Here is a 17,658-nt window from a genome sequence, read left to right on the forward strand (position 1 = left end):
ACATTACTGCGGTCGCCCGCGGGGAGCGCCCGTTCGGAATGCCGCGTCCGCCACCACCTCACCGCGCGCGGCGGGGCGCTCGCCACGTTCGTAGTCGGCCCCGGTGATGACCGGCGCCCGGCGCAGCTCGGCCTGTTCGTCGTCGGTGAAGACGCGGCCGCGGGACAGGAACCGCAGCCCCTCGGGCGCCTCCAGGCTGAACCCGCCACCGCGGCCCGGGACCACGTCGATGACCAGCTGCGTGTGCTTCCAGGTCTCGTACTGCGGCCCCGAGATCCAGACCGGCACCCCGTCTCCGACGTCGAGCACGCCCAGCAACACGTCGCGGTCGCCGACCAGGAAGTCCCCGCGCGGGAAGCACATCGGCGACGACCCGTCGCAGCAGCCCCCGGACTGGTGGAACATCACCGGGCCGTGGCGGTCCTGCAGGCGGGCCAGCAGCTCCGCGGCCGGAGCCGTGATGACAACTCCTGTTGGAGGCCCGGAACCCATCTAGAAGAACCCCTGCGCCTTCTCGGAGTAGGACACCATCAGGTTCTTGGTCTGCTGGTAGTGGTCGAGCATCATCTTGTGGTTCTCGCGGCCGATGCCGGACTGCTTGTACCCGCCGAACGCGGCGTGCGCGGGATACGCGTGATAGCAGTTCACCCACACCCGGCCGGCCTGGATGTCGCGCCCGGCCCGGTAGGCGGTGTTGCCGTCGCGGCTCCACACCCCCGCGCCCAGCCCGTAGAGGGTGTCGTTGGCGATCGAGATGGCGTCGTCGTAGCCGGAGAACGACGTCACCGCCACCACCGGGCCGAAGATCTCCTCCTGGAAGATCCGCATCTTGTTGTTGCCGGCGAAGATCGTCGGCTGCATGTAGAAGCCGCCGGACAGGTCGCCCCCCAGCTCGGCGCGCTCCCCGCCGGTGATGATCTTGGCGCCTTCGTTTCTGCCGATCTCGATGTAGGACAACACCTTTTCCAGTTGGTCGTTGGAGGCCTGCGAGCCCAGCATGGTCTCGGTGTCCAGCGGGTCGCCCTGGCGCACCGCCTTCGTCCGGATCGCGGCGAGCTCGAGGAACTCGTCGTAGATGTCGGACTGGATCAGGCTGCGCGACGGGCAGGTGCACACCTCACCCTGGTTGAGGGCGAACATGGTGAAGCCCTCGAGCGCCTTGTCCTGAAAGTCGTCGTGCTTGGCCATCACGTCGGAGAAGAAGATGTTGGGGCTCTTGCCGCCGAGCTCCAGCGTGACCGGGATCAGGTTCTGCGAGGCGTACTGCATGATCAGCCGCCCGGTGGTGGTCTCGCCGGTGAAGGCGATCTTGGCGATCCGGTTGCTCGAGGCCAGCGGCTTGCCCGCCTCGGCGCCGAACCCGTTGACGACGTTGACGACCCCGGCGGGCAGCAGGTCGCCGATCAGCGACATCAGATAGAGCACCGAGACCGGCGTCTGCTCGGCGGGCTTGAGCACCACCGCGTTGCCCGCCGCCAGCGCGGGCGCCAGCTTCCAGGTGGCCATCAGGATCGGGAAGTTCCACGGGATGATCTGCCCGACCACGCCGAGCGGCTCGTGGAAGTGGTAGGCGACGGTGTCCTCGTCGATCTGGGACAGCGAACCCTCCTGGGCGCGGATTGCCCCGGCGAAGTAGCGGAAGTGGTCGACCGCCAGCGTGATGTCGGCGCCGAGCGCCTCGCGGATCGGTTTGCCGTTGTCCCACACCTCGGCCACCGCCAGCGCCGCCTTGTACTCCTCCATCCGGTCGGCGATCTTGTTCAGCACCGCCGCCCGCTCGGCCGGTGCGGTCCTGCCCCACGCCCGGGCCGCCCCGTGGGCGGCGTCGAGCGCCTTCTCGACATCGGCCTCGCCGGAGCGGGCCACCTCGCAGAACGGCTGGCCGGTGACCGGCGTCGGGTTCTCGAAGTAGCGGCCCTGCGCGGGCCGGACCCACTGGCCCCCGATGAAATTGTCGTAGCGGGATTCGTACGACATCAACGCCCCAGCGGAACCTGGACGTGCGAAAACAGTCATCCGCTCTCACTCCTCGTTCGCCTGTGTAATACACCTCACACTACCGCCGGAGGCCACAATGGCTTCCATGACGCCACCAGCCGCCGCTACCCCCGACGACGCCCAAGACCCCTACCTCTGGCTCGAGGACGTCACCGGCGACGAGCCGCTGGACTGGGTGCGAGCGCATAACGAACCGACGCTGGCGACGTTCTGCGACGCGGACTTCGAGCGGATGCGCGCCGAGGCGCTCGAGGTGCTCGACACCGACGCCCGCATCCCCTACGTCGTGCGCCGGGGCGAGTACCTGTACAACTTCTGGCGCGACGCCGCCAACCCGCGTGGGTTGTGGCGGCGCACCACGCTGGACAGCTATCGCACCGATTCCCCCGAGTGGGACGTGCTGATCGACGTCGATGAGCTGGGGCGAACCGACGACACGAACTGGGTGTGGGCCGGCGCCGGCGTCATCGAGCCGGAGTACACCCGCGCGCTGGTCGCGCTGTCCCGAGGCGGCTCGGACGCCTCGATCGTGCGCGAATTCGACATGGGCAGCCGCAAATTCGTCGCCGAAGGATTCCGGCTGCCGGAGGCCAAGTCGCAGGTCGCCTGGGTGGACCCCGACACCGTCCTGGTGGGCACCGACTTCGGCGACGGCTCGCTCACCGACTCGGGCTACCCGCGGGTGATCAAGCGGTGGCGCCGCGGCACCCCGCTGGCCGACGCGGAAACCGTGTTCGAGGGCGCGCGCACCGACGTCCGCGTGTCCGCCTCGGTGGATCGCACCCCCGGCTTCGAGCGCACCCTGCTGGGCCGCGCCCTCGACTTCTGGAACGAAGAGATCTACGAATTGCGGGGGCCGGAGCTGATCCGGATCGACGCGCCCACCGACGCCAGCCTGTCGATACACCGGCAGTGGCTCCTGATCGAGCTGCGCACCGATTGGTTCTACGGCGCACAGAGCTATCCCGCGGGCGCCCTGCTGGCGGCCGACTACGACGAATTCTTAGCGGGCACAGCGGAATTGAGCGTGGTGTTCGAGCCCGACGAGCACACCGCGCTGAATCACTACGCGTGGACGCGGGACCGTCTGCTGTTGGTCACCCTCGCCGACGTGGCCAGCCGGGTGGAGATCGTCACGCCGGGCACCTGGCGGCGCGAGCCGGTCCCCGGCATCCCGCCGGCGACCAACACCGTCGTCGTGGCCGCCGACGACACCGGCGACGAGTTCTTCCTCGACTCCAGCGGCTTCGTCACACCCTCGCGGCTGCTGCGCGGCACCGGCGAGGGGCCGCTGCAACAGATCAAGTCCGCGCCGGCCTTCTTCGACGCCGAGAACATCACCGTCGCACAGCATTTCGTGGCATCCGACGACGGCACGCAGATCCCGTACTTCGTGGTGCGGCCCGCCGGCGCCGAAGGCCCCGGGCCGACCATGCTGTACGGCTACGGCGGGTTCGAATCCGCCAACACCCCCGCCTACAGCGGCGTGCTCGGGCGGCTGTGGCTGGCCCGCGGGGGCACCTACGTGCTCGCCAACATCCGCGGCGGCGGGGAATACGGGCCGCGCTGGCACACCCAGGCGATGCGCGAGGGGCGGCACAAGGTGGCCGAGGACTTCGCCGCCGTGGCAACCGATCTGGTGAACCGTGGCATCGCAGGCGTCGACCAGCTCGGCGCGCAGGGCGGCAGCAACGGCGGCCTGCTGATGGGCATCATGCTCACCCGGTACCCGGAGCGGTTCGGCGCGCTGGTCTGCAGCGTGCCGCTGCTGGACATGAAGCGCTACCACCTGCTGCTCGCGGGCGCCTCGTGGATGGCCGAGTACGGCGACCCGGACAACCCGGAGGACTGGGCGTTCATCTCCGAATACTCGCCCTACCAGAACATCACGGCGACGCGCCACTACCCGCCGGTGCTGATGACCACGTCGACCCGCGACGATCGGGTGCATCCGGGCCACGCCCGCAAGATGACGGCGGCGCTGCTGGCCGCGGGGCATCCGGTCTATTACTACGAGAACATCGAGGGCGGGCACGCCGGCGCGGCCGACAACCAACAGGTCGCGTTCAAGGCGGCGCTGACCTATTCGTTCCTGTGGCGAATGCTGGGCCGCGCCGCGTGCGGCTCATAAGATCGTCAACGTGTCGGCGACCCAACGCATCGAGCTCACCCTGCTGGCGACCGGATTGATCTTCATCCTGGCTTCGGCGGCGCAGGCACGCTACCGCTTCATCGGCCACCGCCGCGCCGGCCGGCGGTTCTACTGGGCGACCGCGATCATCGGCACCGCCTGTTTCGCGGTCGGCACCGGCAGGCTCTGGCCCAACGCCGTCTGCGTGGCGCTGATCTTCTCCGGCCTCCTCGTCCTGTCGGCCTACCTGACGACGCCGTATCTCAAGATCGGCGACCGGATCTACGCGTCGTTACCGGAGAACCGCCAGCCCGACCCGTAAGGACGCCATGACCGCACCCGACTTCGAGACGCTGCTGTACACGACGGCCGGCCCGGTCGCCACCATCACGCTGAACCGTCCCGAGCAGCTCAACACCATCGTGCCGCCGATGCCCGACGAGATCGAGGCGGCCGTCGGCCGGGCGGAGCGCGACCCGGCGGTCAAGGTCATCGTGCTGCGCGGCGCCGGCCGCGCCTTCTCCGGCGGCTACGACTTCGGCGGCGGCTTTGCGCACTGGGGCGATTCGATGATGACCGACGGCCGCTGGGATCCGGGCAAGGACTTCGCGATGGTCACCGCCCGCGAGACCGGGCCGACGAGCAAGTTCATGGCCATCTGGCGGGCGTCCAAACCGGTCATCGCCCAGGTGCACGGCTGGTGCGTCGGCGGGGCCAGCGATTACGCCCTGTGCGCGGACCTGGTCATCGCCAGCGACGACGCGGTGATCGGCACCCCCTACAGCAGGATGTGGGGCGCATACCTGAGCGGGATGTGGCTCTACCGGCTCAGCTTCGCCAAGGCCAAGTGGCATTCGCTGACCGGGCGGCCGCTGACCGGTGCCCAGGCCGCCGAGATCGAGCTGATCAACGAGGCGGTGCCGTTCGAGCGCCTCGAGGCGCGGGTCGCCGAGATCGCCGCCGACCTGGCCCGGATCCCGCTGTCGCAACTGCAGGCGCAGAAGCTGATCGTCAACCAGGCCTACGAGAACATGGGTTTGGCGTCCACCCAGACGCTGGGCGGCATCCTCGACGGCCTGATGCGCAACACCCCCGACGCCCTCGACTTCATCAAGACCGCCGAAGCCCAGGGGGTGCGGGCGGCAGTGGAGCGCCGCGACGGCCCGTTCGGCGATTACAGCCAGGCCCCGCCGGAGCTGCGGCCCGACCCGACGCACGTCATCGTGCCTGATCGCGACCAATGCTGAGCTGAGCTAGGGACTGTCCGCGGCCGGCGAAAAAGTGTTACCGTAACAACTATGTCTCGGCTGAACACCGGCTTGCGCGCAGGCGCCGCCTTCCTCGCCCTCGGCATCGCTGCCGCCGTCTTCCCGAAGACGGCCGTGGCCGACTCCACGGAAGACTTTCCGATTCCGCGCCGCATGATCAACACCACCTGCGACGCCGAGCAGATCATGGCCGCCACCCGCGACACCAGCCCGGTGTACTACCAGCGGTACATGATCGACTTCAACAACCACCCGAACGTCCAGCAGGCGACGATCGACAAGGTGCACTGGTTCTACTCGTTGTCGCCGGAGGACCGCCGCACCTACTCCGAGAACTTCTACAACAACGATCCGCTGTGGTACGCGTGGCCCAACCACATGAAGCTCTTCTTCAACAACAAGGGCGTCGTCGCGAAGGCCACCGATGTGTGCAGCCAGTACCCGCCCGGCGACATGTCGGTGTGGAACTGGGCCTAAAGGCTTAAAAATCCGCGCGTCCCTGAGGGGGACGCGCGGATTTTTTTATCTGCACGCGGGCGCTCAGCGCGGCTGTACCACTCCGCCCGCCGGGTGCTCATCGACGTTCTTGAGGAGCAAATCGCGCACAGCCGGACGCGGCCCGTACGGTCGCAGCATGGTGCTGGCCGGCCGTGGACGCACGTGCTGCGGCCACCAGAACCAGCGTCCGAGCAGGGTGGCCAGCGACGGCGTCATGAACGACCGCACGATCAAGGTGTCGAACAACAAACCCAGCGCGATCGTCGTACCCACCTGGGCCATCACCAGCAGCGGGCTGAACATGAACGTGGCCATGGTCGCGGCGAACACCAGACCGGCGGAGGTCACCACCGAGCCCGAACCGGCCATCGCACGGATCGTCCCCGTTTTGAGCCCGGCGTGGATTTCCTCCTTGAACCGCGATATCAACAGCAGGTTGTAGTCGGAGCCGACCGCCAGCAGCAGAATGATCGCCATCGCCAGCACCATCCAGTGCAACTTCATGCCCAGGATGTACTGCCATAGGAGCACGGAGAGCCCGAAAGAGGCGCCCAGTGACAGCAACACCGTACCGACGATCACGACGGCCGCCACGGCGCTTCGGGTGATCACCAGCATGATGATGAAAATCAGTGTGGCGGCGGCAATTCCGGCGATCATCAGGTCGATGTTGGAGCCGTCGTGCATGTCCTTGTACGTCGCGGCGGTGCCGCCGAGATAGACCTTGGCGCCCTCCCAGGGCGTGCCCTTGATCGCCTCGTGCACGGCCTGCTTGATCGGTTCGATGTGGCTGATGCCTTCGGGAGTCGCCGGGTCGCCCTCATGGGAGATGATCAACCGGACCGCGTGCCCGTCCGGCGAGATGAACTGTTTGAGACCCCGTGCGAAATCCGGGCTCTTGAACGCCTCCGGCGGAAGATAGAACGTGTCGTCGTTCTTCGCTTTGTCGAAGGCATCGCCCTGGGCGGTGGCATTGTCGGACTGCGCTCTGGCCTGTTCGTTGAGGCCCATGGTGGTCGCGTAGTTCGACATGATGGTGTCGAGGTTGCGCTGCTGACTCTCGATCTGCGGCGGTATCAGCGCCACCAGCTTCGGCTGGATCTGATCCAACTTGTCCAGGTTCGCACTGAGGTCCACGATGTTCTGGGCCACCTGGTCGATGCCGTCGAGCGCGTTGAAGACCGACCGGAGCGCCCAGCACACCGGAATGTCGTAGCAGTGCCTCTCCCAGTAGAAGAAGCTGCGGATCGGCCGGAAGAAGTCGTCGAAGTTGGCGATGTCGTCGCGTAATGCCTCGGTGATCCTCACGGTTTCTTTGGTGAGCCTGGTGGTTTCGTGCGTCGTGTTGCTGAGGTCCTGGGTGACCTGCATCTGCTCGTGCAACGTCGCCATCGTCTTGCGCAGCTCGTCCGCCTGCTTGAGCAGGTTCTTCGCCTGTTCGTCTTGATAGTGCTGGGTCTGGATCCGCGCTGCGGCTTGCGCACTCATCTGAAAACCGAGGGTGCTGTGGTCGAGCGGCGTGCCCAATGGTCGGGTAATGGTCTGCACCCGGCCGATACCGGGAATGTGGAAGACCGCCTTGGCGACCTTGTCCAGGACCAGGAAATCGGCCGGGTTACGCAGGTCGTGATCGGTCTCGATCATCAACAGCTCGGGATTGAGCCGAGCCTGGTCGAAGTGCCGGTCCGCGGCGGCATAACCGACATTGGCCGGGGTGTCCGCCGGCAGGAAGTGGCGTTGGTCGTAGTCCGTCTTGTAACCGGGCAGGGCGAGCAGACCGACCAATGCGACACCGATGGTCACCGCGAGAACCGGTGCGGGCCAGCGGACGACCGCGGTGCCGATGCGACGCCAGCCCCGGGTCTGCAGCTTGCGCTTCGGGTCGAGCAGCTTGAAGAACGATGCCACCGTCAGGACCGCCGGAGCCAGCGTCAAAGCCGCCAACACCGCGACCAGCATGCCGACCGCACAAGGCACCCCCAGCGACTCGAAGTACGGCAGCCGGCAGAAGCTCAGGCAGTACATCGCGCCGGCGATGGTCAGGCCCGACCCGAGGACGACATGCGCGGTGCTGTGGAACATGGTGTAGAAGGCTTGTTCGCGGGTCTCGCCGAGGCCGCGCGCCTCGTGGTAGCGGCCGACCACGAAGATCGCGTAATCCGTCCCGGCGGCGATCGCCATCAGCACCAGCATGTTGTTGGCGAACGTGGAAAGCCCCATGACGCCGTAGTTACCGAGCGTCGCGACGACGCCCCGAGCCGCAGCCAACTCGATGAACACCATCGCCAGCATGATCAGCATGGTGATGACCGAGCGGTAGACGAACAGCAGCATCACCACGATCACCAAGAAAGTGATGAGAGTGACGATCGCGACGCCCTTCTCGCCCGCGTGGGACTGATCGGCGAACAGCGGACCCGGGCCGGTGACGTAGGCCTTGATTCCCGGCGGCGCGGGCACCGAGTCCACGATCTTGCGGAGGGCCAGGGCAGACTCGTTCGCCTGCCCGCCGCCCATGTTGCCGGCGAGGTAGACCTGGACGTACGCGGCCTTTTGATCGTGGCTCTGGGAACCCGCCGCCGTCAGCGGATCACTCCAGAAGTCCTGCACGTGCTGAACGTGTATCTTGTCTTGCTCGGCGCGCCTGACGATCTCGTCGTAGTAGCGGTGTGCTTCGGCCCCGAGTGGCTTGTCGCCCTCCAGCAAGATCATGGCCGAGTTGTCGGAGTTGAACTCTTTGAACGTCGATCCGACTTTCATCATCGACTGAAAGGACGCCGCGGCAGTCGGACTCATCGACACCGAGTGCGTTTTGGCGACGACCTCCAGCTGTGGCGAGATGGTGTTGGTGACGAAGACAATGCCCAACCACACCAGGACGATCGGCAGGGCGAGCCGATGGATCATCCGCGGCAGGAAGGGCGGGATCAGCGGCTGATCGACGCGCGGCGGAGCCTCGCTCGGCTCGCTCATGCGGACTTGTCCAGGCAGTAGACGAAGGGGTTCACGGTTTCGTTGGAATCCGAGCGATTCGGGGCCTTGATGACGTCACCGTGCCCGTCGTGGTTGTTCACGACGAACCGGCAGGCGATCCAGCTGCCGTCTCCTTGCGCCACCAGGTTTGCCGGGATGCCGGGCTTCGTTGAACTCAATGTTTTGCTCCAGGGCAAGGGCACGTTCAGTGCCTGCTGCGGATGGGTGTTTTCGTCGAGGTAGTTGATGGTTGCGGTGCTGCCCGGTGAGCCCCAGACCTCGAGCGTGATCGTCTTGGCGTTGAACTGGTCGAGGACCTCGCCCGAGGTGCCACCACCGAACGAACCCTTGTGGACGCCGAAGACGCCGTGCAATCGGTATACGACGAACCCCGACACCGCGACGACAGCCGCGATCGTCAGCACCAACCAGAAGCGCCCCAAGATCCCCTGTTTCTTGGCGCGCCGCGGCGGGCCGACCGTGTCGCCCTCGCTGCCGGCGGAGCCCTGCTTCTGCAGCGGTTCGGTCCTGGGCTCAGTCGTCGTCATCGGCGCTTGAAGTCCTTCACTGGTTGCAGTTCGCCAAGCCATGGCGCCCCCTCCTTCCTGCGTTCATTCCGAACCCGACATGAGGCCGATGCACGTCGCGGTCAGCAAGCGGGTGAGGGCGGACGCGAAGTCCAGGTTCCACTCCGGCGGAATCACTTCCGGCTCCTCGGCGTAGGCGTCGGTCAGGCGCGCCGGTGGGTTGGCGACCTGCCACAGCGTCGCCGCCAGCGAGTACGCGGCCAGCAGGATGTCCAGCGACCCCGAGCGGCCGAGTTCCGGCAGCGCGCTCTCGATGGATTCGGCGAGCGAGAGCGTGGCGGCGGTGCTGATCCGCTTGACCTCGACGACCCGCTCCGCGTCCACCTCGTGTTCGAGGTGCAGGTGCAGGTTGGCCAGCAGGTCGCAGAACAGCGGGTCGTCGGCCAGGGCTTCGGCCAGCGTCTCGGCGATTCTCGACGGCGACTTCGGCCCGGGCTCGGCCAGCTTGTCCGACACGGTGGTCGACCAGCGCACCCACCCTTCGGCGGACAGGTGCAGCAGGACTTCCTTGTGCGAGCTGAAGTAGCGGCGGACCGCGGAGTAGTGAATGCCGGCCCGGCTGGCGACGGCGGTCAGGGTGACCGAGGCGACGCCCGTCTCGAGCGCCAGCGAGCGCGCGGCTTCCACGAGTGCCTCCGCACGTTGGCGCTTCTTCTCCTCGGTGCGGGCGCGCTGGAAGGTGAGTTGCGCCACCGGCAGAGCGTAACGCACATGGTGTGATTTGTATAACGCACGGGACGTGATTTGTGCCCGATCACTGAACCGTTCGCGGCGGGGAAAGGTGTATATGGATATGCACACCATCGCGCTCATCGGCTTCCTCGGCGGCCTCATCACCGGCATCTCGCCGTGCATCCTGCCGGTGCTGCCGGTGCTCCTGCTATCGGGCGCGGGCAGCACCCGGGGGATCAGCGCCGCCGCACGGCCCTACCTGGTGATCGCCGGCCTGGTGTGCAGCTTCTCCGTCGCCACGCTGGTCGGCTCCGGTTTGCTGACGGCGCTGCATCTGCCGCAGGATGCGATCCGGTGGGCGGCCCTGGTGGTGTTGGTGCTGATCGGCCTGGGATTGATCTTCCCGCCGCTGCAGCACCTGATCGAGCGACCGTTCGCGCACCTGCCGCAGCGTCAAATCGGCGCCAACGCAGACGGTTTCGGGCTCGGCCTGGCGCTGGGCGCGCTGTATGTGCCCTGCGCGGGCCCGGTGCTCGCGGCGATCGTGGTCGCCGGTGGCACGCAATCGATCGGGCCCGGCGCGCTGGTGTTGACCGGGACGTTCGCGCTGGGCAATGCGCTGCCGCTGCTGGCATTCGCCCTCGCCGGGCGGCGCGTCGCCGAACGCGTCGCCGCGTTCCGCCGCCGCCGGCGCGCGATTCAGGTCGCCGGCGGGATCATGATGGTGGTGCTGGCCGTGGCGCTGGTCTTCAACCTGCCGGCGATGTTGCAGCGCGCCATCCCCGACTACACCACGGCGATGCAGAGCAAGATCGGCGCCGACGACCTCCAGCGCACGCTGAACCCCACCCCGGCGACGCCGCCGCCCGGATCGAGCGGCTTGCGGCTGAGCCCGACCGGGGCGAGCGCCACCGGCGCACTGGCCGACTGCCTGGACGGCGCCACCCAGTTGCAGCAGTGCGGCCCCGCCCCCGCCATCGCCGGCATCACCGAGTGGCTGAACACCCCGGACGGCCAATCGCTCGACCGGGCGGCGGTGCGCGGCAAAGTGGTCCTCGTCGACTTCTGGGCCTACTCCTGCATCAATTGCCAGCGCGCGATCCCGCACGTCGTGGACTGGTACAACCGCTACCGCGACAGCGGATTCGTCGTCGTCGGCGTGCACACCCCCGAGTACGCCTTCGAACGGGTCCCGTCCAACGTGGCCAGCGGCGCCGCCGGACTGCACATCACCTACCCCGTCGCGCTCGACAACGACTACACGACCTGGAACAACTTCTCGAACCTGTACTGGCCGGCCGAGTACCTGATCGACGCCAACGGAACGGTCCGGCACACCAAATTCGGGGAGGGCGACTACGACGGGACCGAGAAGCTCATCCGCGACCTATTGGTCGACGCCCACCCCGGCGCCCAACTGCCCGCGGCGACGCGGGCGCCCGACACCACCCCGCAGACTCGGCTCACGCCCGAGACCTACCTTGGCGTCGAGCGGGCCGGAAACTACGGCGGCACAGGCGATTACAAAGCGGGCACCGCGACATTCGACTACCCGCCGCAGTTGGCCGGCGACAGGTTCGCGCTAGCCGGACGGTGGAAGCTCGACGACCAGGGCGCCACCGCCGACAGCGACGACGCGGCCATCCGGCTGGACTACACCGGCAAGGACGTCTACGTCGTCGCCGGCGGCACGGGCACTCTCACGGTGACCCGGGACGGCAAGACCAGCACGACGGCGATCGGCGGACCGCCCAACCTGCACCAGATCGTGGCCGACGAAGCCGCGCGCAGCGACCGGCTCGACATGCGGGTCAGCCCTGGGCTGCAAGTCTTTTCGTTCACCTTCGGCTAGCTCGCGGGCGTCTTGCGCAGGCTGCCCAGCATGGCGACGAGCACGCCGGCGACCGCCAGGGCCACGCCGGTGAGCAGCGTCAGGTTGAGCCACTGGTGCAGGCTCGCCTCGGCGTGGCCGGCCATGGCCTCGGCGATACGGCGGATGTCGCCGGTGGTGTGGTTGAGCGCGGCGTCGACGTAGCGGCGGCCGACCTCGATGCCCGCCCATCCGCCCGCACCGACCAGCAGCGCGCAGACCCCCAGGCTGGTGAGCGCCTTGCCGCGGCGCCGGGCGGTGGCCAGCGTCAGCACGGCGCAGACCACGCTGAGGGCCGCCGCGCCGACGCTCACCCACGGCCCCCAGGTGGCGAGCGGGCTGAGCCGCCCCGGCCGCAGCGATCGCGGCGCCGACGCCGTCAGCGGAACGCTCAGCGTCGCAGGCACTTCCACGTTGTGGCTGCTCAGTATCCGCGCCACCGACTCGTCCTGCAGCATCGGCGCCACATCGATCGCCCACGATCCGCCGGCCCCGTCGGCGCTGAACAACCAGCGGTGCGCCGCCCGGTTGGCCCGGGCGAACAGCGCCGGAAAGGCCGGCCCGGCGGTGAACGCGGCGGCGGCCCGGTGCAGCTGCGCGGCGTCGACCGCTCGGCGTCCCCCGGTGCGATCCGCGATGAGGGCGAGCGCGCGGTTGGTCAGTTCGTCCGCGGCCGCGGACTGCAGCGCGGGATCGCCGGCGGCCCGCTGGGCCAGCGCGGCGTAGCCGGCCTCGCTGACGACGTTGCACTGCAGCCACGCCGCCGGGACCGCCACGGCCAGCGCGACGGTGGTCGCCAGCCACAGCACCACCCGAAAGACCGCGGACAGGAATCGCACGCTGCGAAAACCCAAGCCCTACGGCGCGATTCCGCGAACGTAGGCGGCCTGGCCCAGGTGCTGGGCGCAGTCGTCGATGATGCTCACCAACCGCGCGCTGGCCGTCACCGGCGGGTCCCAGTTGGTGTCGACCACCCGCTCCAGCTCGGCGGCGGTCACGCCGGCGACGTACTCGAGGGTGAGCTTGTGCACCGCGTGGTAGTAGCCCGACAGCAGGTCCACGGGCGCCCTTACCTTGCCGACCTGCTCGGGGCCGTGCCCGTAGCCGGTGTCGTTGCGCGGCAGGTCGAGCCCGAACCGGTCCACCCAGCCGTCGCGCAGCCACACCTGCTCGACGCCGGCCACGTCGGCCAGCTGGATGTCCTGCACCCGCGCGCTGTGCCACAGCAACCAGGCGATGCTGTTGGCGTCCGGGGTGACTCGATAGTTGGCGACCTCCTCGGTCAACCCGTCGGCGATCCCGTCGACGTGTTCGATAAACCGGGTGAAGGAGTCGCGGAGCAGTTCTTGGGCGGCGGAGTCGGGGCTGGAGGTGTTGGCCATACCAGCGACATTAGATCCTGGCACCAGCGGCGGGCGCGGTCGTAGATTATTTGGATGACCTACGACCTCATCATCCGCAACGGCACCATCGTCGACGGGCTGGGCGGTGAGCCGATCGTCGGCGACGTCGCGGTGAAAGACGGCATCATTGAGGCGGTCGGACACGTCAACGGCCACACCGCCGCACGCGAAATCGACGCCACCGGGCTGCTCGTCACGCCGGGCTTCGTCGACCTGCACACCCACTACGACGGCCAGTCCATCTGGTCGGAACGCCTCACGCCGTCGTCGGCGCACGGGGTGACCACCGTGGTCATGGGCAACTGCGGGGTGGGCTTCGCCCCGTGCCGGCAGGAGGACCACGACGTGCTCGTCGACGTGATGGCCGGCGTGGAGGACATCCCCGGCGTCGTCATGACCGACGGCCTGCCCTGGACGTGGGAGACGTTCCCCGAATACCTGGACGCGCTGGACGCCGGCCGGCGTGACATCGACGTCGCCGCGTACCTGCCGCACTCCCCGCTGCGGGTGTACGTGATGGGCGAGCGCGGCGCCAACCGCGAGCCGGCCACCGCCGAGGACCTGGCGAAGATGCGGGCGCTGGCCAAGGAGGCGATCGAGGTGGGGGCGCTGGGCTTCGCGTCGTCGCGGCTGACCATCCACAAGACGGAAAGCGGTTCGCCCATCCCCAGTTACGACGCCGCGCGCGAGGAGATCGAGGAGATCGCCCGCGGGGTGGTCGACGGGGGCGGCGGCCTGCTGCAGTTCGTGCCGGACATCCCGGCCGGCGGTTACGAACCGGTGCTGCAGATGGTGTTCGACGTGGCCGAGGATGTCGGCCTGCCGCTCACCTTCACGCTCGTGGTCGCCAACGCCGGCGACCCGACGTGGCCGGACGCCATCACCATGATCGAGAAGGCCAACGCGGCCGGGGGCGACATCACCGCGCAGCTGCTGCCGCGACCGATCGGGTTGATCATCGGGCTGCAGCTGTCCGCCAACCCGTTCGTGCTCTACCCGAGCTACCGGGAGATCGCGCACCTGCCGCTGGCCGAGCGGGTCGCCGAGATGCGCAAGCCGGAGGTGCGCGCCCGCATCCTGGCCGACAAGCCCGGCGTCGGTCACCCGATCCTCTACGTGGCGCAGATGTGGGACTGGATCTTCCCGCTGGGTGACAACCCGGACTACGAGCCGGACCCGTCGACCAGCATCGGGGCCCGGGCCCGCGCCCGCGGGGTCGACCCGATGGAGGAGGCCTACGACCGGCTGCTCGACGACGAGGGCCGCGCCATGCTGTTGGTGGCCACCAGCAACCTGCAGGGCAATTCGCTGGACACCGTCGGCGAGCTGCTGCACCGCGACGACGTGGTCCTGGGGCTCGGCGACGGCGGCGCGCACTACGGGATGATCTGCGACGCCAGCTATTCGACGTACTTCCTGGCGCACTGGGCCCGCGACCGCAAGTCCGGGCGGTTCACCGTGCCGGAGGCGGTCCGCGAACTCACCTCGGTGCCGGCCCGCATCGCCGGGCTGGGCGACCGCGGCCGCATCGCCGTCGGGTACAAGGCCGACCTGAACGTCATCGATCACGCCGCGCTGCGGCTGCACAAGCCGGTCATCAGCTACGACCTGCCCGCCGGCGGGCGGCGCCTGGACCAGACCGCCGACGGGTACGTCGCCACCGTCGTCGCCGGCGAGGTGATCGCGGAAAACGGCGTGCCGACCGACGCCCGCCCCGGCAGATTGGTCCGTGGGCGGCAGCCCCGGCCAGCAGCCCGGCAATAACGCCACCGCAACGGCCGGATCCCGGGTAAGTTAAGCCGGTGACGAGCCCGCATTTTGCGTGGTTGCCGCCAGAAATCAACTCGGCACGAATCCATTCGGGTCCCGGAGCCGGGCCGTTGCTTGCTGCCGCGGAAGCCTGGGACGGCCTTGCCGAGGACCTGGCATCGTCAGCATCGTCGTTTTCTTCGGTCACGTCAAATCTTGCCAACGGGTCCTGGCAGGGCCCGTCGTCGGCGGCGATGATGGCCCTCGCCACGCATTATGTGAGCTGGCTCAGCGCCGCGGCGGCGCAGGCGGAGGCGGTGTCCAGTCAGGCCTCGGCCGTCGCGGCCGCGTTCGAGGGTGCCCTGGCGGCGACGGTCCAGCCGGCGGTGGTCGCGGCCAACCGCGCCCTCGCGCAGGCGCTGGCGGCCAGCAATCATCTGGGTCAGAACACCCCCGCGATCGCCGACATCGAGGCCGCCTATGACCAGATGTGGGCGTCGGACGTCGCGGCGATGTACGGGTACCACGCCGACGCGTCGGCGGCCGTGGAGAAATTGGCGCCCTGGCAGCAGGTCCTGCAGAACCTCGGTTTCCACTTCAGCAGCAGCGGCCAGCTGACGTTCGGCCTGCCGGCGGCGCGGGTTCCGCGCACGCTGTAGCGGCCCGGCCCGCGCCTATCCTGGAGCACCATGCGCACGAAGAAGAGGGTGGACATCGAGCGGCTGGGGGCGGCTCTCCCCGGCTACCCGTACGCCTACCTGGTCACGGTGGACGACGACTATCGCGTGCACACCGTGACGGTCGAGCCGCAAATGCGCGAGGCGCGGATCGACGTCGGTCTGATCGGCGGTCGCACGCAGCAGAATCTGGCCCGGCGCCGCGACGTCACCCTGCTGTGGCCCCCGACGGAGCCCGGCGGCTATTCGCTGATCGTCGACGGCGCCGCGGAGGTGACCCCGGCCGGGGATGCCGTCCGCCTCGAGGTGACGCCCACCCGCGCGCTGCTGCACCGCGATGCCGACCCCGATTCGCCGGAGGCGGCCAAGGGCTGCCTGCACGACTGCGTGGTGTTCTCGCTGCCGGGTTAGGGCGCGCCGTACAGTCTCATCCGTGAGCCGCGTCGCACCGCTCGCCCCGCCGTGGAGCCAGGAAGATGCCGCCGGAATCAACAGCTGGGGTCATCCGGACCGCAGCTATGAGCCGCTGCTGCTGGTGCGCTGCCTGCAGCGCCACCCGGCGCTGGCCACCCGGTTGCGCAAGCTCGGCGAATCGCTCTATGTCGCAGCGCTTTTGCCGGCCCGAGTCCGAACGATCGCGATCCTGCGCATCTGTGCGCTGGTCGGTTGCGAGTACGAATGGGGCGGGCAGGCGGCGTTCTGGGGCCCGATCGCGGGCGTCAGCGACGACGAGTGCGACGCGCTGGTCACCAGCGACGCCGACGATCCGCGGTGGAGTCCGGCCGAGCGAACGCTGATCGGGGCGGTGGATGAGCTCGAGGCCACCGGCTCGTGGTCGGAGGCGACCTGGACGGCGTTGGGCCGCAACCTCAGTGACGAGCAGCGCATCGAATTGCTCACCGCAGTCGGCTGGTATCGCACCATCTGCACGCTGTGCAACGCGCTCGCGCTTGACGTGGAGGGCTGGATGCGGCGCTGGCCCTCAGCTCGCTGACCGGTCCCTTTTGAGGCCCGGATGCTGGTTCTTCAACAGCGGCAGCAGCACCCGTCGCGGCATGAACTGGAAAAGCCGGGTGGAGAGCCGGCTCGGCAGCCCGGCGATGACCGTGCCGCGGTCGTGCTCGAGCGCGTCGACCCCGGTGCGCGCCACGTCGCGCGACGGCATCCACATGAACTTCGGGAAGGCGTCGGCGAATGTGCGCTCGTCCATGCCGGCGTTCTTGAGGAACTCGGTGCGCACCGGCCCCGGGCACAGCAGCGCGACGGTGACGCCGGTGCCGGCGAGCTCACCGCGCACCCCCTCGGTGTAGGTCTTCACGAACGCCTTCGTGGCGGCGTAGCCCGCTTGCCCCGGGAAGGGGTGGTAGCCCGCGGTGGATCCGACGTTGAGGATCGCGCCGCGGCCGCGTGGCACCATCCGCTGCACGGCGCGGGTGGTCAGGTCGATGACCGCCTCGACGTTGACCCGCACCTGGGCGATCTCGTCGTCGACGCGCGTCTTCGTCACCGAGCCGATGGTGCCGATGCCGGCGTTGTTGACGAGGATGTCGGTGGTCAGCCCGCGGCGCTCCACCTCGTCGAGGAGGCCGGCGCGGGCTGTCGCGTCCGCGACATCGCAGGCGATCACTTCGACGCGCACACTTTGCGCCAGTTCTTCGGCCAGCTCACGCAGCCGGTCTTCGCGGCGGGCGACCAGCGTGACGCCGTGGCCGCGATCGGCCAGCTCGCGCGCGATGTCGGCCCCGATGCCCGACGATGCGCCGGTCACGACGGCGGTGCTGGTGGGCGAGGGGGTCGGAAGGGCCACGCGGTCAAACGTACAAGGCGGGCCA

At 68.6% G+C, this 17,658-nt stretch carries 16 protein-coding genes and 1 pseudogene; 9 read left to right on the forward strand and 8 right to left on the reverse strand.

All coding sequences use genetic code 11. The features are described from left to right. Positions 1–3: 3 nt before the first annotated feature. A complete protein-coding gene (locus tag U8D42_RS18900) occupies positions 4–492 on the reverse strand; it encodes a DUF779 domain-containing protein (protein WP_085240795.1) in 489 nt (162 codons plus the stop codon). Continuing rightward, the gene (gene exaC / locus U8D42_RS18905) at positions 493–2,016 is read right to left on the reverse strand and encodes an acetaldehyde dehydrogenase ExaC (protein WP_322858625.1); all 1,524 of its coding nucleotides are present in this window, start codon (positions 2,014–2,016) and stop codon (positions 493–495) included. A gap of 67 nt (positions 2,017–2,083) precedes the next feature. Between exaC and U8D42_RS18910 the strand changes: the two genes are divergently transcribed. From U8D42_RS18910 to U8D42_RS18925, 4 genes are read left to right on the forward strand one after another with little or no spacing between them, the layout of a single operon-like run. Beyond that, positions 2,084–4,129, forward strand: coding sequence for a prolyl oligopeptidase family serine peptidase (locus U8D42_RS18910; protein ID WP_322858624.1), 2,046 nt, complete (start codon positions 2,084–2,086; stop codon positions 4,127–4,129). A gap of 10 nt (positions 4,130–4,139) precedes the next feature. Then, positions 4,140–4,451 (forward strand): hypothetical protein, encoded by a 312-nt coding sequence (locus U8D42_RS18915; protein WP_085240792.1) that lies wholly within the window; start codon positions 4,140–4,142, stop codon positions 4,449–4,451. A gap of 7 nt (positions 4,452–4,458) precedes the next feature. Then, complete coding sequence (locus tag U8D42_RS18920; protein ID WP_085240791.1) at positions 4,459–5,376, forward strand: crotonase/enoyl-CoA hydratase family protein; 918 nt, start codon at positions 4,459–4,461, stop codon at positions 5,374–5,376. A 51-nt stretch (positions 5,377–5,427) separates the two neighbouring features. After that, the gene (locus tag U8D42_RS18925) at positions 5,428–5,874 is read left to right on the forward strand and encodes a DUF5078 domain-containing protein (RefSeq protein ID WP_085240790.1); all 447 of its coding nucleotides are present in this window, start codon (positions 5,428–5,430) and stop codon (positions 5,872–5,874) included. Positions 5,875–5,937: 63 nt separating this feature from the next. Here the strand turns inward: U8D42_RS18925 and U8D42_RS18930 are convergent, their stop codons facing one another. The 3 genes from U8D42_RS18930 to U8D42_RS18940 all read right to left on the reverse strand — a co-directional run bounded on the left by U8D42_RS18930 (position 5,938) and on the right by U8D42_RS18940 (position 10,166). Beyond that, on the reverse strand, positions 5,938–8,868 hold the full coding sequence (locus U8D42_RS18930; protein WP_322858623.1) for an RND family transporter: 2,931 nt from the start codon (positions 8,866–8,868) through the stop codon (positions 5,938–5,940). Further along, positions 8,865–9,416 (reverse strand): MmpS family transport accessory protein, encoded by a 552-nt coding sequence (locus tag U8D42_RS18935; RefSeq protein ID WP_322858622.1) that lies wholly within the window; start codon positions 9,414–9,416, stop codon positions 8,865–8,867. The genes U8D42_RS18930 and U8D42_RS18935 overlap by 4 nt, the downstream gene beginning before the upstream one ends. 63 nt (positions 9,417–9,479) lie before the next feature. After that, complete coding sequence (locus U8D42_RS18940) at positions 9,480–10,166, reverse strand: TetR family transcriptional regulator (RefSeq protein ID WP_322858621.1); 687 nt, start codon at positions 10,164–10,166, stop codon at positions 9,480–9,482. Positions 10,167–10,248: 82 nt separating this feature from the next. Here U8D42_RS18940 and U8D42_RS18945 point away from each other — a divergent pair, with 82 nt between their 5' ends. Further along, entirely contained in the window at positions 10,249–11,979 is a 1,731-nt protein-coding gene (locus U8D42_RS18945) for a cytochrome c biogenesis protein DipZ (RefSeq protein WP_322858825.1), read from the forward strand. Here U8D42_RS18945 and U8D42_RS18950 read toward each other — a convergent pair. Together U8D42_RS18950 and U8D42_RS18955 are read right to left on the reverse strand one after the other, a co-directional pair. Beyond that, entirely contained in the window at positions 11,976–12,836 is an 861-nt protein-coding gene (locus tag U8D42_RS18950) for a hypothetical protein (RefSeq protein WP_322858620.1), read from the reverse strand. The genes U8D42_RS18945 and U8D42_RS18950 overlap by 4 nt on opposite strands. A gap of 18 nt (positions 12,837–12,854) precedes the next feature. Then, on the reverse strand, positions 12,855–13,379 hold the full coding sequence (locus U8D42_RS18955) for a mycothiol transferase (protein ID WP_322858619.1): 525 nt from the start codon (positions 13,377–13,379) through the stop codon (positions 12,855–12,857). 54 nt (positions 13,380–13,433) lie between these two features. Here U8D42_RS18955 and U8D42_RS18960 point away from each other — a divergent pair, with 54 nt between their 5' ends. From U8D42_RS18960 to U8D42_RS18975, 4 genes and pseudogenes are all read left to right on the forward strand, one after another. Then, the gene (locus tag U8D42_RS18960; RefSeq protein ID WP_322858618.1) at positions 13,434–15,164 is read left to right on the forward strand and encodes an N-acyl-D-amino-acid deacylase family protein; all 1,731 of its coding nucleotides are present in this window, start codon (positions 13,434–13,436) and stop codon (positions 15,162–15,164) included. Positions 15,165–15,202: 38 nt separating this feature from the next. After that, positions 15,203–15,775 (forward strand): annotated as a pseudogene (locus U8D42_RS18965) (PPE family protein); the annotation flags it as partial. Between the two features lie 63 nt (positions 15,776–15,838). Continuing rightward, entirely contained in the window at positions 15,839–16,237 is a 399-nt protein-coding gene (locus tag U8D42_RS18970; RefSeq protein ID WP_085240781.1) for a hypothetical protein, read from the forward strand. Positions 16,238–16,259: 22 nt separating this feature from the next. Then, positions 16,260–16,820, forward strand: coding sequence for a carboxymuconolactone decarboxylase family protein (locus tag U8D42_RS18975; protein WP_322858617.1), 561 nt, complete (start codon positions 16,260–16,262; stop codon positions 16,818–16,820). Here U8D42_RS18975 and U8D42_RS18980 read toward each other — a convergent pair. Next, entirely contained in the window at positions 16,809–17,633 is an 825-nt protein-coding gene (locus U8D42_RS18980; protein ID WP_322858616.1) for an SDR family NAD(P)-dependent oxidoreductase, read from the reverse strand. The two genes, U8D42_RS18975 and U8D42_RS18980, sit on opposite strands and share 12 nt — an antisense overlap. Between the last annotated feature and the right edge of the window lie 25 nt (positions 17,634–17,658).

The organism is Mycobacterium europaeum (assembly GCF_034555895.2).
Taxonomy (GTDB): domain Bacteria; phylum Actinomycetota; class Actinomycetes; order Mycobacteriales; family Mycobacteriaceae; genus Mycobacterium; species Mycobacterium europaeum.

What these genes read in the sequence shown, in the direction of transcription:
- U8D42_RS18945 (WP_322858825.1), top strand. Translation starts at nt 10,249, where the DNA reads ATGCACACCATCGCGCTCATCGGCTTCCTCGGCGGCCTCATCACCGGC.
- U8D42_RS18925 (WP_085240790.1), top strand. Translation starts at nt 5,428, where the DNA reads ATGTCTCGGCTGAACACCGGCTTGCGCGCAGGCGCCGCCTTCCTCGCC.
- U8D42_RS18960 (WP_322858618.1), top strand. Translation starts at nt 13,434, where the DNA reads ATGACCTACGACCTCATCATCCGCAACGGCACCATCGTCGACGGGCTG.
- U8D42_RS18955 (WP_322858619.1), bottom strand. Translation starts at nt 13,379, where the DNA reads ATGGCCAACACCTCCAGCCCCGACTCCGCCGCCCAAGAACTGCTCCGC.
- U8D42_RS18935 (WP_322858622.1), bottom strand. Translation starts at nt 9,416, where the DNA reads ATGACGACGACTGAGCCCAGGACCGAACCGCTGCAGAAGCAGGGCTCC.
- U8D42_RS18920 (WP_085240791.1), top strand. Translation starts at nt 4,459, where the DNA reads ATGACCGCACCCGACTTCGAGACGCTGCTGTACACGACGGCCGGCCCG.
- exaC (WP_322858625.1), bottom strand. Translation starts at nt 2,016, where the DNA reads ATGACTGTTTTCGCACGTCCAGGTTCCGCTGGGGCGTTGATGTCGTAC.
- U8D42_RS18930 (WP_322858623.1), bottom strand. Translation starts at nt 8,868, where the DNA reads ATGAGCGAGCCGAGCGAGGCTCCGCCGCGCGTCGATCAGCCGCTGATC.
- U8D42_RS18970 (WP_085240781.1), top strand. Translation starts at nt 15,839, where the DNA reads ATGCGCACGAAGAAGAGGGTGGACATCGAGCGGCTGGGGGCGGCTCTC.
- U8D42_RS18900 (WP_085240795.1), bottom strand. Translation starts at nt 492, where the DNA reads ATGGGTTCCGGGCCTCCAACAGGAGTTGTCATCACGGCTCCGGCCGCG.
- U8D42_RS18910 (WP_322858624.1), top strand. Translation starts at nt 2,084, where the DNA reads ATGACGCCACCAGCCGCCGCTACCCCCGACGACGCCCAAGACCCCTAC.